Source organism: Acinetobacter lactucae (genome assembly GCF_013344765.1).
GTDB classification, from domain to species: Bacteria; Pseudomonadota; Gammaproteobacteria; order Pseudomonadales; family Moraxellaceae; genus Acinetobacter; species Acinetobacter lactucae_A.
The window spans coordinates 1-15,721 of sequence record NZ_JABVBF010000077.1; the positions used below are offsets into that span (position 1 = coordinate 1).

Sequence of the window (15,721 nt, forward strand, 5' to 3'; positions counted from 1 at the left end):
ATCCAGAGTGGAGAGCCGTTTAATACTAATTCTTAATGATGTTGAGTTAACTCAATTTCATCTTCACTGTTTAATATTTCTTTATCAGTCTGGCCCATTAACTGACTCGTCACAACACCCGCGGTCATTGAACCATTTACGTTTAACGCAGTACGTCCCATATCAATGAGTGGTTCAATTGAAATAAGCAATGCAACCAATGTTACTGGTAAGCCCATCGCAGGAAGCACGATTAGCGCAGCGAAAGTCGCACCACCACCTACTCCGGCAACACCAATTGAACTTAAAGTCACAATACCGACTAACGATGCAATCCACATTGGATCTAAGGTGTTAATGCCCATAGTTGGCGCAACCATCACTGCGAGCATTGCAGGATACAAACCCGCACAGCCATTTTGACCAATGGTGGCACCAAAAGAAGCTGAGAAACTTGCAATCGATTCAGGAATACCTAAACGACGAGTTTGCGTTTCAATACTCAGAGGAATACTGGCAGCGCTTGAACGGCTAGTAAATGCAAACGTCAAAACAGGAGCAACTTTTTTGAAGAACTTAAGCGGAGAAACGCCAGTCATGGTCAAGATAATGGCATGTACAACAAACATGATGGCTAAACCTAAATAGGATGCCACCAAGAACCCGCCTAGATTTAAGATATCTGCAACATTCGAACTTGCCACAACTTTTGTCATAAGCGCAAAAACACCATACGGTGTAAGTGTCATAACCAGACGAACAAGCTTCATTACCCATGACTGTAAAGTCTGAATTGCAGTTAAAATACGCTGACCTTTCTCTGCGTCATCTTTCATTAGGTTGAGTGCTGCTATCCCTAAAAAGACAGCAAAAATAACCACACTAATAATTGAAGTTGGGTTTGCACCAGTTAATTCAGCAAATGGATTACTTGGAATAAAGGAAAGAATAAACTGCGGTACGCTTAAATCGGTAACTTTGTCTACATAATCTGTATTAATGGCAGTTAAGCGCGCAGTTTCAGCAGCACCTTGCACCAAACCTTTTGCCGTTAAGCCCAAAAGATTCGTAACAAATACACCTACCAGTGCAGCAATCAGCGTTGTAAAGAGTAAAGTGCCGATTGTATAAAAACTAATTTTGCCTAAAGATGAGGCTTGGTGTAATTTTGCAACCGCTCCCAAAATAGACACAAATACCAAAGGCATAACAACCATTTGTAAAAGTTTTACATAGCCGTTTCCAACGATATTAAACCAGCTAATAGATTCAGCAAGAATCGGATGGCCACCGCCATAAATCAAATGTAGTCCTAAACCAAACACCACACCTAGAACTAAGCCAGCCAGAACTTTTTTCGATAAGCTCCAGTCTGTTTTACGTGTTTGGGCGAGTAAAAATATTAACCCGACAAAAACCACAATATTGATGATTAAGGGTATATTCATTCCCAAACTCCAAATTATTGCTTGTGTCATCTTTCAAGGGGGCATATTTGACCATAGCCAGCCTATATAAACTACCCTTTTCCACAATTTTATAGCATCAAGATGATTACAAACTTGCGTGAGAATATAAAATGACTTTTAAATACATATATATCACTTTTAATTTATAAATTAAGTGAGATATTTATGTATAAAAATCAGCCTCTACTTAAGCAACCTTTAATTCAAATTGTTGCTCAATAAAATGAATGAATTGCTTTAAATTGGTTCCCCATGTTTCTGGTGATTGGGCAACTAAATAGGTAGTAAAAAAAGCAGATTCCGTATTTAATCCAAAACAATTGACTGAAACTTTATCTGCAACTTTTGTGAGATATGATTTAGGTAATAAGGCAAAACCCACACCCAATTCTACACAGCTTACGATTCCGTCAAGACTTCCCATTTCCATAATTTGTGAAGGCGGAACACTAAAATCATTCAAGAAAAGCTCTATGGCATGTCGATATGAGCAACCTTGCCGAAATGCTATAAATCTGGTCTTTGCAAGGGTTGCCTTGTCTGGAAAGCTCAATTGTTGCTTAGGGCAAACCAGAACCAGTTCTTCATGCCACACAGGAAAACTATATAACTCAGGAATTGAATGTTTAGATGCCACAAAAGCACAGTCCACTTCTCCCTGATGTACAGCATTTAATAAATAACGTGTCGGATGAGTTTGCAACTCGATGGGTAAAGTAGGATATCGCTGCATACATTGATTGAGCAACTGTGGCAAACGTATTGCGGCGGTTGTTTCCATACTGCCTAAACGAATAGTTTCATTCGGGTCAATATCACCCTCTTGAAAGACTTTTTTAGCTTTATTGTGCAGCGCAATCATTTGAACAGCATAACTATGAAGCTGTTGTCCGGCGTTGGTTAAAGTCACCGGGTTATTACGATTGAATAAAATAACCCCCAACTCTTCTTCAAGTTTTTTTATATGGCTCGTGATATTCGATTGAACGGTATACATTTTTTGCGCAGCTAATGAAAAACTTCCACTCTCTGCAACAGCTAAAAAGAACTCTAAAGACTTGAGCAACATTTCACTATCTCTAAATAAGATAATTGCTATCATATTAAATCATTTTTAAAGATTTAAAAACTCGCTTTTAATAATAAAAAAACTGAGCGTCTTCTCATGTCTACGTTTTATCGAATGAGCTTAATTGTCTTTTTGGCAACTTGTTTGGGAATTGGCGTTTTTAGGTTTTCCTATACCGCACTCATGCCCATTATGATCGAGCAATACCACTGGACCCATGATTTTGCCAGTTACTTAGGCAGCGCAAATTTATTGGGATATCTTATTGGTGCCTTATTGGCGCTATTGAGTATTAAAGAAAAGTACATCCCATCCATGATCGTACTTTCGACTATAGCTGGTAGCCTCAGCCTACTATACTGTTCATTCATAGAGATGCCTCTGGTGTGGTTCATTGTCTGGCGCACAATTTCAGGTATTGCTGGCGGCTTACTTATGGTTTTGGCACCTAGCTTTGCAATGAAATACATTCCCACCGCGCAAAGATTAAAAGTTAACTTTTTAGGATTTAGCGGAATTGGTGTGGGGGTTTTATCTGCCACCATTATTATTCCCCTACTTAAAAATATGCCTATTCATTATGTTTGGTATATTTTTGCAGTTATTTCTTTATTAGGAAGCTTAATTCTTTATCGCTTATTAAGTCGTAATACGGCCCAGATTATTAAGCCACCATCGACCATTCTTCAAGCCTCACAAAAATCACATTTAGGTCTGGTCATTGTTATTGCCTATATGTGTAGCGCCTTTGCCTATATTCCACATTCTTTATTTTGGATGGATTATTTATCTGGAACTCTGCATTTTCCATTACAGCAAAGGAATTTATTTTGGGTTCTCTATGGAGTAGGAAGCTGCATTGGCGCATTTGTCTCTTATTGCTTAAGTCGAATAATCGGATATCTACAGACTATTAAATGGTTATATGCCATTTACTGCCTAGCCGTTGTTTTGCCTTTCATTTCACATACGGCTTCTTTACTGGCCTTATCTTCGCTTTTGACAGGCTTACTGACTCCCGCAACCGTATTTATTAGTTCTTATAGTCTGCTACAGATTTATGAGCAACGTTATCAAAAGCTTTGGAGCCTTGCCACCATTGGGTTTGCTAGCACTCAGCTTTTAGGTGGGGTGGTCATTAGTACTTTACATCATTTGCATTGGTCTTATGCCCACCTCTTTCTTTTGGGTGGAACCGTTCTTCTCTTTGCGGTTTGCCTTTTACTGCCTGTACGCCCTTCTTTCACCTCAACTCTCGGAGAAACCAAATCGTGAAAACTCTGCTCTTTCCTTTATTTCTAGTTGCTTTCGTTCTTATTATTCAAGCCCTAGACCAGAGTTATCAAAAGAAAACTGGTTTTATTAAAACTCCGAAACATCCCGAATTTATGCAATAAAGAAAGCCCTCAACCGAGGGCTTTGTTATATAAGATTTATTTAATCTTCCATGTGTTTGATAATCGCATCACCAAACTCAGAACAACGTAATAAAGTTGCACCCGGCATTAAGCGCTCAAAATCATACGTTACGGTTTTGGCAGCAATCGCCCCCGAAATTCCTTTAATGATCAGATCAGCAGCCTCTGTCCACCCCATATCACGCAACATCATTTCCGCAGAAAGAATAATAGACCCGGGGTTTACTTTATCCTGACCTGCATATTTAGGCGCAGTGCCATGGGTTGCTTCATAAACTGCAATTGCGCCACCAATATTTGCACCCGGTGCAATACCAATGCCGCCTACCTCTGCTGCTAAAGCATCAGAAATATAATCACCGTTTAAATTTAGGGTGGCAATAACAGAGTAATCGGCTGGACGCATGAGGATCTGTTGTAAAAACGCATCTGCAATGACATCTTTGATAATGATATCTTTACCAGTTCTAGGGTTTTTAATTTTAACCCATGGACCGCCATCAATTAGTTCACCACCAAAACGATCCAGAGCCAATTCATAACCCCATTCTTTAAATGCGCCTTCGGTATATTTCATGATATTACCCTTGTGAACCAGCGTCACAGAAGGCTTGTCATTTTCGATTGCAAACTGAATGGCTTTACGGACTAAACGCTGTGTTCCTTCTTTTGAAACTGGTTTAATTCCAATCCCACATCCTTCAGGGAAACGAATTTTTGTAACACCCATTTCTTCTTGAAGGAACTTAATTACTTTTTTTGCTTCTTCAGAATCAGCTTTCCATTCAATACCTGCATAGATATCTTCCGAGTTCTCACGAAAAATCACCATATCAGTTAATTCGGGGTGTTGAACTGGTGAAGGAACGCCTTCAAACCAACGCACTGGTCGTACGCAAACATACAGATCTAATTCTTGGCGCAAAGCAACGTTGAGTGAACGAATGCCCCCACCTACTGGTGTGGTTAAAGGACCTTTGATTGATACCACAAACTCACGAAGTGCTTCGAACGTTTCTTCGGGCATATAGTTGCCATAAATTTTATTGGCTTTTTCACCACAATACACTTCCATCCATTCGATTGAGCGTTTGCCACCATAAGCTTTTAAAATCGCAGCGTCTACGACTGCTTTCATTGTTGGTGTGATATCCACACCAATACCATCACCCTCAATGAAAGGAATAATTGGATGATTTGGTACATTCAGTGACAGGTCTGCATTTACTTTGATTTTGTCGCCGTCGGCAGGAACCACGATCTTCTGATAACCCATTGTGTAGATTCTCCCTTTTATAATACTTAATTAACTAAAAATAATTATCGATAAACAATACTTTCAACTTTTATTAACGCATAATAGCTTAATCGAATTTAATTCTTTTTGAGATTTATGTGGGAAATAAGCAAATTTCGCACTTAAATATAGCTCAATGTTTTCTCTAGTTATTTGAAAGAAGAAGCCATTTTTTATGAAAATTGTGATTCTCAACAAGCCATATGACGTTCTCTCCCAGTTTCGTAAAGACGAAGCGCATATGACCGTCTCTGACTTTGTTGATGACCCGACTTTGCGCTTGGCAGGCCGTCTAGATATGGACTCTGAGGGTTTAGTTTTTTTAACCGATCATGGTGGTCTGAATCAGTTCATTACCAACCCTGCAAATAAAAAATACAAAACGTATTTAGTTCAAGTTGATGGCGATGTAACCGAAGAAGCGCTTGAGCAACTTCGTAAAGGTGTAGAATTGAACGATGGCATAACGCTTCCAGCTAAAGCCATTAAAGTCAGTGAACCTGAATGGTTATGGGAACGTAATCCGCCAGTACGTTACCGTGCAAATATTCCAACCTCTTGGATCGAGATTTCAATTTGCGAAGGCCGTAACCGTCAAGTTCGTCGTATGACTTCTGCGATAGGTTTTCCAACTTTACGTTTAATTCGTACTAAAATTGGCTCAATCGACTTAGTTCAACTTGGCCTAAAACCAGGTGATGTTAAAGAAATTGAACCATTACTCTATCCTGACTTTAAAGATGTACCAGCTGAACAGCCTTATCGTTCACGTTCATATGTGAAAAAGCCAGGCGGTACTGGTGGCAAGCCAATGGTTCGTAAAAACAAAGATGGTTCTGCGAAAAAGTCTGGTACAAAACGTATCTGGCAAATGGATGAAAGTGAGAAACCACGTCGTAAGACCAACGGCACAACTCGTCCAAACACAAAAGCACCACGTGGTCGTGGACGCAACAATGGTCGATAAACACATTTAAGTCTTAAAGCTCACATCAGTGGGCTTTTTTAATGTCTTTTTTTAGGCAATAAAAAGCCAGTGTTTACACACCGGCTTTTAAGCTATTTACTAATGAGTTAGTAATTAAGCCTCAACTGTTGCAAGCGCTGCATTGAATGTAGCACTTGGGCGCATTACAGCATTTACTTTAGTTGGATCGATTGCGTAGTAACCACCGATATCCGCTGGTTTACCTTGTACTTGAGCAAGTTCAGCAACAATCTTCTGTTCGTTTTCAGCTAAAGCTTTAGCAAGAGGAGCAAATTTAGCTTTCAACTCAGCATCTTCATTCTGAGCAGCAAGCGCTTCAGCCCAGTAAAGCGACAAGTAGAAGTGACTACCACGGTTGTCGATTTCACCAGTACGACGTGATGGAGACTTGTCATTATCAAGTAACTTATCAGTTGCTTCGTCAAGTGTTTTCGCAAGCAACTTAGCACGCGTATTATTTTCTTTAATACCCAACTCTTCCAAAGATGCCGCTAAAGCAAGGAATTCACCAAGTGAGTCCCAACGCAAGTGGTTTTCTTCAACAAGTTGTTGTACGTGTTTTGGTGCTGAACCACCTGCACCAGTTTCGTACATACCACCGCCCGCCATAAGCGGAACGATAGACAACATTTTTGCAGAAGTACCAAGTTCCATGATTGGGAACAAGTCAGTTAAGTAGTCACGTAAGATGTTACCAGTCACAGAAATCGTGTCTAGGCCACGTACTACACGCTCAAGTGTGTAACGCATTGCACGTACTTGAGACATGATTTGGATATCAAGACCAGTCGTATCATGATCTTTTAAGTACTTTTGTACTTTCTTGATCAATTCATTTTCGTGCGGACGGTACGGGTCAAGCCAGAAGATCGCAGGCATACCAGAGTTACGTGCACGAGTTACTGCAAGTTTAACCCAGTCACGAATCGGCGCATCTTTAACCTGACACATACGCCAGATATCGCCTTCTTCTACATTTTGAGTCAATAACACTTCACCAGTGTCAAGATCGGTAATATTTGCAATACCTGCTTCTGAAATCTCAAAAGTCTTATCGTGAGAACCGTATTCTTCAGCTTTTTGAGCCATCAAACCAACGTTTGGTACTGTACCCATAGTCTTCGGATCGAAGTTGCCATGCCATTTACAGAAGTTGATCATTTCTTGGTAAATACGGGCAAATGTTGATTCTGGCATAACAGCTTTAGCATCATATTGCTTACCATCAGCACCCCACATTTTACCACCAGCACGGATCATTGCTGGCATAGAAGCATCAACGATGATGTCGTTTGGTGAGTGGAAGTTAGTGATGCCTTTTGCCGAGTCAACCATTGCAAGTGCAGGACGGTGTTCTTGACAAGCATGTAAATCTTCAATGATTTCTTCACGTAATGAAGTAGGAAGAGTTTCGATTTTCTCGTATAACCCAGCCATACCGTTATTTACGTTAATGCCTAATTCGTCAAATAACTTACCGTGTTTTTCGAAAGCTTCTTTGTAATAGATTTTCACACAGTGACCGAAAACGATCGGGTGTGAAACTTTCATCATTGTCGCTTTTACGTGTAAAGAGAATAAAATTCCCGCTTCTTTACAATCATCAAGTTCTTTTTCATAGAAATCACAAAGTGCTTTCTTGCTCATGAACATTGAATCAATGATTTCACCGTCTTGTAGCGCAACTTTTGGCTTAAGAACAATGCTCTTACCACTATTCGTGATAAGTTCCATTTTCACATTACGCGCGCGATCAAGTGTCATTGATTTTTCACCATGGTAGAAGTCACCTTCTTCCATATGTGAAACATGAGTTTGTGACCACTGTTTCCACTCGCTCATTGAATGAGGATGTTTTTTCGCATAGTTTTTAACTGCTGCTGGAGCACGGCGGTCAGAGTTACCTTCACGAAGGACAGGGTTTACTGCTGAACCAAGGCACTTACCATAACGAGCTTTGATTGATTTTTCTTCTTCAGTCGTCGGATTTTCCGGATAATCAGGAATTGCATAACCTTTTGATTGAAGCTCTTTGATACATGCAGTTAATTGTGCAACAGACGCACTAATGTTCGGGAGTTTGATAATGTTTGTTTCTGGATCTTGTGTAAGACGACCTAGCTCTGCAAGGTTGTCAGATACCTTTTGCTCTTCACTTAGGTAATCAGCGAATTCTGCGAGCACACGTGCAGCTACAGAGATGTCACTTTTAATAATCTCGATGCCAGCTGGCTTGGTAAAGGTCTCAATGATCGGCAGTAGCGAATAGGTCGCCAATAATGGCGCCTCATCAGTCAGTGTGTAAATAATAGTTGACTTTTCACCAGCCATATATAGCCCCTTCCGTTTGATTGAGTGTTGAGGACCGAGCTTGTGGCCCAGTGCCTACGAACCGATATGCTTAAATAAAACCCTGAGAGTATCGGCTCTCATTGTCTTCCAGTCAACGAAATATCCAGTGATAACGACATTTCGCAGTGAAATAATACATAATTTAAATCTATTGATAATATTCTTATACCCAACTTAAAGTAATATTCACAGCTTTACCAATCTTCTAGGTATAGAACAGTCTTAAATTACATGAGATATCTTTCAGAGTTCTGACAATTATTATACTTTTCATTCAAAACAAACTCAAAGATAAAACGGCGATCATCTTTTAGAAGTGCTTAAAAGTAAAAACCGATGTGTAAAACATCGGTTTTTTATAAACTATTTAACTATTATTTAAGCTTTTAACCATTTTTCAGTTTTAGCTTGATCTTCAACTACAAGTTCAACTTCAGTTAAATCAGATGTAGCACACTCAACTTCAAAAGATAGTAACTCATCACGACGGAAAGCAAACACAGTATAAGTAGCGCCCTGTTTGGCATATTTCTCAATCAGTTTAGTGGTCGCTTTTAACCCATCAATTGCAATAATTACATCATTGGCAGAAATACCTGCCTTAACTGCTGGGCCATCACGACGAGCACTTTGTACGAGTACACCTTCTGGCTTATCAACAAGTTTCAAACCTAATGGCAAAGATTTGTCAGTTTTAACTCTATAACTTAGGCCAAACTCAGGGAACAATTGATCAAGTGGTAATTCATCAGTCGTATTAATCAAATGATTAATTTGTTCAATCCAGCTATCACCCGTCAGTTCCTTACATAAATCAAAAATGGTTCTTTCATTTACTTGCATACCATTTTGAGTATTTTCATATAACCGACGCATTAAAGCATCAAGACTAGAACCACGTAGACGCAAACCTAAATCTAGGCATAATGCAACTAACGAACCTTTATTGTAGTAACTGGTGCCCGCATTATTCGAGTTTTCATCTTGACGATAAAATTTGATCCAGGCATCAAAACTTGATTCAGCCACTGTTTGAACAAAACGTCCAGGGTTTTGTAAATAGCGGTCAATTTGTGCTTTGAGTAAATCCAGATAAGACTTCTGAGAAATCACGCCGCTACGTAATAAAATCAAGTCGTCATAATATGAAGTAAAGCCTTCAAATATCCAAAGTAGAGAAGTATAGCCTTCTTGATGTAAATTATAGTTTGCAAAGTTTTCTGGACGGATAAACTTGACTAACCATGAATGAAAATATTCATGACTACATAAGCCTAAAAAGCGTTGATAATCTTTAGAAGGTTCAGCTGGTTCATTCGACTTTGGCAAATCATCACGCGGTGTAATCAAGCTTGTGCTATTGCAATGCTCTAATCCACCATAACTATTCCCTGTTGCCATAGTCATAAAGGTATAGTTTTTAAATGGTGCTGAACCGAACATATTTATTTCAGCTGCACAAATCTTTTCAATATCGGCTTTTAGGCGATCAATATTGGTATTGTGCGAACCAGAAATTACGAACTCATGTTCAATGCCGTTCGTCTCAAAACTAAAGCGTGTTTGATCAGCCAATTCAAATGGGCTATCGATCAGTTGATCGTAATGATCTGCTTTTAAAGTAAATCGACCTTTAACTAAGCTTTTTGAAGCTAAGCCTGTTGCTAACTGAAAATGCTTTAATTCATCTGGCAAGAAAACTTCGACTTCACAAGCAGACTGCTCCTGCCCCTCTAAAGCCAAACATACACACGCAGGATTGATATATAGACGAGTTTGGTCTACATACGCACCACGAACAGACAAATCATATGCATACACATCATATTCAATCGTCATTAATTCATGATCTGTATTAAATAAACGCCAGCGATTCTTGCTCGTTTTTTTAATGTCCAGCAGACGTCCAGCTTCATCATAAGCTTTAACGGATTCAATATGTTTTGAGAACTCTCGAATTAGATAACTACCCGGAATCCACGTTGGTAACCAAAGTTCCTGATTCGGGTTGGCTAAAAAACGAATTGTCACGTGAACAAGGTGCTGTTTGTAATCATCGAACTCAATTTGATAATGCAACATAAATTCTTCAATTTAAAATAAGAACGGCTTGATATTAGATTATCACTTTTTTATATCGTCTTGCGTAGATGTATTTTTTGGCAACAATTCCCACTAGCCTTCCATGAAAAAAAGGCATAGCATGCTGTGCATCTGTGTCCCGTATTTGCCAGTGAAAGTTAAGGTCATCCGTGAAATTTTTTCTATCTCTTTTTACCCTCTTTAGTATTTTCTGTACCAATCTAACCCATGCTGCATTACTCAATATTGCACCTGAAAGTGTTGAAGCTGCTGCATGGACTATTGTAGATACTCAATCGGGTCAAATTATTGCTGAGCATAATAGCCATGTGCAACGTGCACCAGCATCTTTAACCAAAATGATGGTTGCCTACATTGCCCTAAAAGAGATTAAAGCTGGGAAGCTGAAAAAAGAAGAAATCATTACTGCTACTCCAGTGGTTAGTGTTGTGCAGTGGGATGAATCACAAATGTATCTTAAAGCTGGTGAACAAATTTCAGTTGATCAGTTATTGGCAGGTTTAATTGTGATGTCTGCTAATGATGCAGCCGTGACTTTAGCTGAAAAAATTTCTGGTGATGTTCCGCGCTTTGTACAACGTATGAATCAGGAAGCTCAAGCTTTGGGTATGAAAAATACTCATTTTAGTAATCCTGCCGGAATTACGATGCCTGATCATTTCACGACAGCACACGACCTTAGCTTATTAAGTCAGGCTTTAATTAAACAAACCCCTGAATATTTACATTATTCAAAAATGCCAAGCTTTAGCTATAACCAACGCTTCCACCATGCAACAAACCTTGCGCTCAAATATGATCCATATGTAGATGGTTTAAAAACTGGATATACCAAGGCAGCTGGCTACAATTTGGCACTAACAGCTTCACGTCCTTCATTCTCATCTGACTTAACTCAAAGACGCTTATTAGTCATTGTTTTAGGTACGCCAAGTGCAGTCAAACGCGCTGAGATTGCAGATAAATTAATGAATCTTGCTTATGCCTATACACGTGATGAAGTGATTATTCCTGAGCAAAAATTAATTGCTGAGCTACCTGTTGTAAAATCTACTTTAAAAATGTTTAAAGTAGAGACAAAGCAACCGACCATTGTAACGACGTCTTTATATGCAGACCCTGCACCAATTGACTTAAATAATTTCGACAACGTAACTCAACGTGTTCAAGTTCTTGATAGCAATCAACAACTCAAAGTCATTTCTCCGCTTGAAACGACCCAAACACACGTAAATATTGAACTTAATGAAAAACAATTAACTGCGCCATTAATGAAAGTGGTGAGTTTAGCAACAGTCTCTATTTATCAGAACAATCAACTGATCCGCAGTCTTCAAATCGAAGATAATGTACATATTGAAGAAGCCAATATTTTCCAAAAAATCGCAATGTGGTTTTCTAGCCTCTTCTCTATTTTTTCATCAAGTGAACATAGTGCAGCAAAACTCTATCCTGTAGATTCGCACTAAAAACATCAAATTGTGCACAGACGCACAATAAATTTTATAAATAAAAGATGGCATAATTCAGCCATCTTTTTTTATAGAAAAATAATTAGGTGATAAAAATGACCCAAGATTTACATCATATTGTAATTGTTGGTGGTGGCGCTGGTGGCTTAGAACTGGCCACACAACTCGGTGAAACTTTTGGGAAAAACCATAAAGCGAAGATTACGTTAGTTGACCAAAACCTTACCCATATTTGGAAACCTTTGCTTCATGAAATTGCTGCGGGCTCTTTAAATCCACACGAAGAACAAACTAACTATTTTGCGCATTCAGAAAAACATCATTATGAATTTGTGCTCGGAACATTAGTTGGTATCAATAAAGATAAAAAATTAATTGAGTTGATTCCTCCTCAATTGTCTAAGGACCAACAAGCTCACCCACAAGAGCTAAGTTATGACACACTTATTTTAGCACTTGGTTCAGTATCAAATGACTTTAATACCGCGGGAGTGCGTGAAAACTGCCATTTCCTCGATAGCAGAAAGCAAGCCGATATTTTCCAGCAAGATTTATTACATCTTTATATTGAAGCTCAAAATCAACCTAACCAGCGAACTTTAAATATTGGAATTGTTGGTGCGGGAGCAACAGGTGTAGAGCTTGCAGCTGAGTTAATTGAAACAACCAAAAACTTTTATAAATATGGTTTAAAGAAGATTCACCCAAACCAAGTCAAAATCACACTGATTGAAGCTTCTGAACGTATTTTACCTGCTCTAAATGATAAAACTGCCGAACACAGTGCTGAGCAACTCAAAAAAATGGGTGTTGAAATTTTAACTCAACACCGCGTTGAAAAAATTGATGAGCATTGCATCTACTTTAGTAATGGCAACCAACTCAAAAGTGATATTACCGTTTGGGCAGCAGGCGTAAAAGCACCTAAAGTACTAGAAAGTTTTACAGACTTTAAACGCGATAACATTAACCGTTTAATGGTCTATGCAACGTTGCAAACCTATTCCGACCCAAATGTATTTGCGTTTGGTGATTGTGCTCATTGCCAACTTGATGCAAGACATCCTCCACTTGGCCCACGTGCTCAAGTTGCAAGCCAACAAGCAAGCTTCTTAGTCGATGCTATGGCTGCTCGACTAAATGGCCGATCACAACCTATGTTTACCTTTAATGAAAAAGGTTCTCTCGTGTCTTTAAGTCGTCATAAAGCCGTTGGAGAATTACTCGGGGACGTAAGCGTGCAAGGCTATATTGCAAAAACAATGTATGTCTCTTTATATCGTTTACATCAAGCAACGATTCACGGATATACTCAAGCTGGACTACTCACAATGAAAGATTTACTTACAAGACGTGTACGTCCAAAAATTAAGCTGTATTAAGTTGAATTTTTTAAGTTCGTCCCTATTTATATAAAAACGCATCAGAAAAAGTGCCAAAGATTAAGATTTTGTAGTCTACAAAATTTATTTTTCACTTTATGATGTACGCTTCAATTGATTGAATGGATCAAAAACATGACTGCTATTGCAAATAACCACGTGGTTTCATTCCACTACAAATTAACAAACGCTGAGGGTGAAACACTTGATCAATCTCAAGGTGAACCACTTGCCTATTTGCACGGTGCAGGCAATATCATTCCTGGTTTAGAAAATGCATTAACAGGTAAAACTGTTGGTGAAAAATTCACTGTTAACGTTCCAGCTGCTGAAGGTTATGGCGAATACAACCCAGACCTAGTTCAAGAAGTTCCAGCTCAAATGTTCCAAGGTGTTGAGAACATTCAACCTGGTATGCAATTCCAAGCTCAAACAGATGACGGCGTACAGATCGTTACTGTTAAAGCGGTTGAAGGCGACAACGTTGTTGTTGATGCTAACTTCCCACTTGCTGGTCAAGATTTAACTTTTGAAGTTGAAATCGTAGAAATCCGTGATGCTTCTCAAGAAGAATTAGATCACGGTCACGTACACGGTGCTGGTGGTCATCACCACTAATTCATCTTTAAAGATGATAAGAGCAAAGCTTCGGCTTTGCTTTTTTTATGTCTTTATTTTTATATAATATTTTGATAATAATTCTCTCAGTCACTTCACTCTAAAAGGTCTACTTTTCATGTCAAACGTAAATCAGCTGATTTGGTTTCGTCAGGATTTAAGAGTTCGAGACCATGCTGCTTTATGGCATGCCTCTCAACAAGGACCTTGTATTGGGTTAATTATTTTATCGCCTAAACAATGGAAAATACATCACGACGCACCTATAAAAATTAATTTCTATTTACGCCAACTTCAACAACTCAAAAAAGAATTAGAACAGCTTAACATTCCACTTATTATTCAAGTCATTCCTTATTGGAAAGATATTGCTGATTATATTCGTGAACTTAGTGCTCAACTTCATATCGAAAATGTCTATTCAAATATAGAAATCGGCGTTAATGAATTAAAAAGAGATAAAATTGTACAAGAAGTTTTAAATCAACAAGGTAAAGAACTCTTTTTGTTCCATGATCGTACGATTTTTCCTTTACGCTCGATTCGCAATCAGTCACAGCAACCCTATCAGGTGTTCGGTGCATTCAAAAAAGCATGTTATTCAAAATTGGATATCAGTGGTCTACCTCAATGCTACCCAATTCCTGAAAAGCAAAATAGTTACCCAGCCTCTTTTTTAAAAATAAATAGCTTAAGTCTAGGAGATATCGAAGCTTTTTTTGATCCATCTGTTTCTAAAGAGCAAGATGATTTATGGCCAGTTGGAGAAGATTTTGCACTAGAGCAGCTCGATGTATTTATTAAAGATCATTTATCTAATTATAAATTAGAACGTGACTTTCCAAATGTAAAAGGTACTAGCCAACTTTCCCCTTATCTGAGCCTTGGAATTTTGTCTATTCGCCAGTGCTTACAAGCTCTTTTTAGGGCTGAACATGGCAACTTTCATTTGACGAATGAAGGCCAGCAGACTTGGTTAGATGAACTGCTTTGGCGAGAATTCTATCAGCATATTTTGTTTGATTTCCCCCATGTTTCTAAACACATTCCATTTAAAAAGAATACTCAGAAAATCAAGTGGAATCATAATCCAGAGCACCTAACGGCATGGCAAACTGGCCAGACGGGTATACCGATTATTGATGCTGGAATGCGTCAACTTTTAAAAACGGGATGGATGCATAATCGTGTTCGCATGATTACCGCTATGTTTTTATGTAAAAACTTGCTTATCGATTGGAGAATAGGTGAACAATGGTTTATGGAGCATTTAATAGATGGTGATTTAGCAGCAAATAATGGAGGTTGGCAATGGTGCGCTTCTACGGGAACAGATGCTGTACCTTACTTTAGAATTTTTAATCCTATTGCTCAATCAAAGAAATTCGATCCAGATGGAGACTATATTCGTCAATGGGTAGAAGAATTAGCTCATTTAGACAATAAAATCATTCACGAACCGTATTCAAATAAAACGAATATGCAGTTAAATTATCCAAAACCAATTGTTGATTTAAAAGAAACTCGTCTTAAAGCAATTGAAACTTTCAAGAGTATTTAGATAAGAGTTACGT

12 protein-coding genes are annotated in these 15,721 nt (G+C 38.6%); 7 read left to right on the forward strand and 5 right to left on the reverse strand.

Annotation, left to right across the window (positions count from 1 at the left end; genetic code table 11):
- Positions 1-32 precede the first annotated feature (32 nt).
- Together HUN22_RS09495 and HUN22_RS09500 are read right to left on the reverse strand one after the other, a co-directional pair.
- On the reverse strand, positions 33-1,427 hold the full coding sequence (locus HUN22_RS09495; protein WP_174728494.1) for an L-cystine transporter: 1,395 nt from the start codon (positions 1,425-1,427) through the stop codon (positions 33-35).
- 208 nt (positions 1,428-1,635) lie between these two features.
- On the reverse strand, positions 1,636-2,517 hold the full coding sequence (locus HUN22_RS09500; protein ID WP_174728516.1) for a LysR family transcriptional regulator: 882 nt from the start codon (positions 2,515-2,517) through the stop codon (positions 1,636-1,638).
- A gap of 96 nt (positions 2,518-2,613) precedes the next feature.
- On the opposite strand from HUN22_RS09500, the gene HUN22_RS09505 reads away from it, so the two are divergent.
- Both HUN22_RS09505 and HUN22_RS18135 read left to right on the forward strand, forming a co-directional pair.
- Positions 2,614-3,792 (forward strand): YbfB/YjiJ family MFS transporter, encoded by a 1,179-nt coding sequence (locus HUN22_RS09505; protein WP_217488132.1) that lies wholly within the window; start codon positions 2,614-2,616, stop codon positions 3,790-3,792.
- Positions 3,789-3,914: a hypothetical protein gene (locus HUN22_RS18135; RefSeq protein WP_075383506.1), complete on the forward strand. Its 126-nt coding sequence runs from the start codon at positions 3,789-3,791 to the stop codon at positions 3,912-3,914. Before HUN22_RS09505 ends, HUN22_RS18135 begins: the two co-directional genes overlap by 4 nt.
- 40 nt (positions 3,915-3,954) lie before the next feature.
- Here HUN22_RS18135 and icd read toward each other — a convergent pair whose 3' ends face one another.
- A complete protein-coding gene (icd, locus tag HUN22_RS09515; RefSeq protein ID WP_016146080.1) occupies positions 3,955-5,211 on the reverse strand; it encodes an NADP-dependent isocitrate dehydrogenase in 1,257 nt (418 codons plus the stop codon).
- 196 nt (positions 5,212-5,407) lie between these two features.
- Between icd and HUN22_RS09520 the strand changes: the two genes are divergently transcribed.
- Complete coding sequence (locus tag HUN22_RS09520; protein ID WP_174728497.1) at positions 5,408-6,199, forward strand: rRNA large subunit pseudouridine synthase E; 792 nt, start codon at positions 5,408-5,410, stop codon at positions 6,197-6,199.
- Between the two features lie 114 nt (positions 6,200-6,313).
- Here HUN22_RS09520 and HUN22_RS09525 read toward each other — a convergent pair whose 3' ends face one another.
- Positions 6,314-8,551, reverse strand: coding sequence for an NADP-dependent isocitrate dehydrogenase (locus HUN22_RS09525; protein ID WP_174728500.1), 2,238 nt, complete (start codon positions 8,549-8,551; stop codon positions 6,314-6,316).
- A 399-nt stretch (positions 8,552-8,950) separates the two neighbouring features.
- The gene (locus tag HUN22_RS09530; protein ID WP_174728503.1) at positions 8,951-10,654 is read right to left on the reverse strand and encodes a M61 family metallopeptidase; all 1,704 of its coding nucleotides are present in this window, start codon (positions 10,652-10,654) and stop codon (positions 8,951-8,953) included.
- Positions 10,655-10,824: 170 nt separating this feature from the next.
- Between HUN22_RS09530 and HUN22_RS09535 the strand changes: the two genes are divergently transcribed.
- The 4 genes from HUN22_RS09535 to HUN22_RS09550 all read left to right on the forward strand — a co-directional run bounded on the left by HUN22_RS09535 (position 10,825) and on the right by HUN22_RS09550 (position 15,708).
- On the forward strand, positions 10,825-12,144 hold the full coding sequence (locus HUN22_RS09535; RefSeq protein ID WP_174728506.1) for a D-alanyl-D-alanine carboxypeptidase PBP6B: 1,320 nt from the start codon (positions 10,825-10,827) through the stop codon (positions 12,142-12,144).
- Between the two features lie 98 nt (positions 12,145-12,242).
- On the forward strand, positions 12,243-13,529 hold the full coding sequence (locus HUN22_RS09540; RefSeq protein WP_174728510.1) for an NAD(P)/FAD-dependent oxidoreductase: 1,287 nt from the start codon (positions 12,243-12,245) through the stop codon (positions 13,527-13,529).
- Between the two features lie 135 nt (positions 13,530-13,664).
- A complete protein-coding gene (locus tag HUN22_RS09545) occupies positions 13,665-14,147 on the forward strand; it encodes an FKBP-type peptidyl-prolyl cis-trans isomerase (protein WP_002118581.1) in 483 nt (160 codons plus the stop codon).
- A gap of 118 nt (positions 14,148-14,265) precedes the next feature.
- Entirely contained in the window at positions 14,266-15,708 is a 1,443-nt protein-coding gene (locus tag HUN22_RS09550; protein ID WP_174728513.1) for a cryptochrome/photolyase family protein, read from the forward strand.
- The last annotated feature ends 13 nt before the right edge of the window (positions 15,709-15,721 follow it).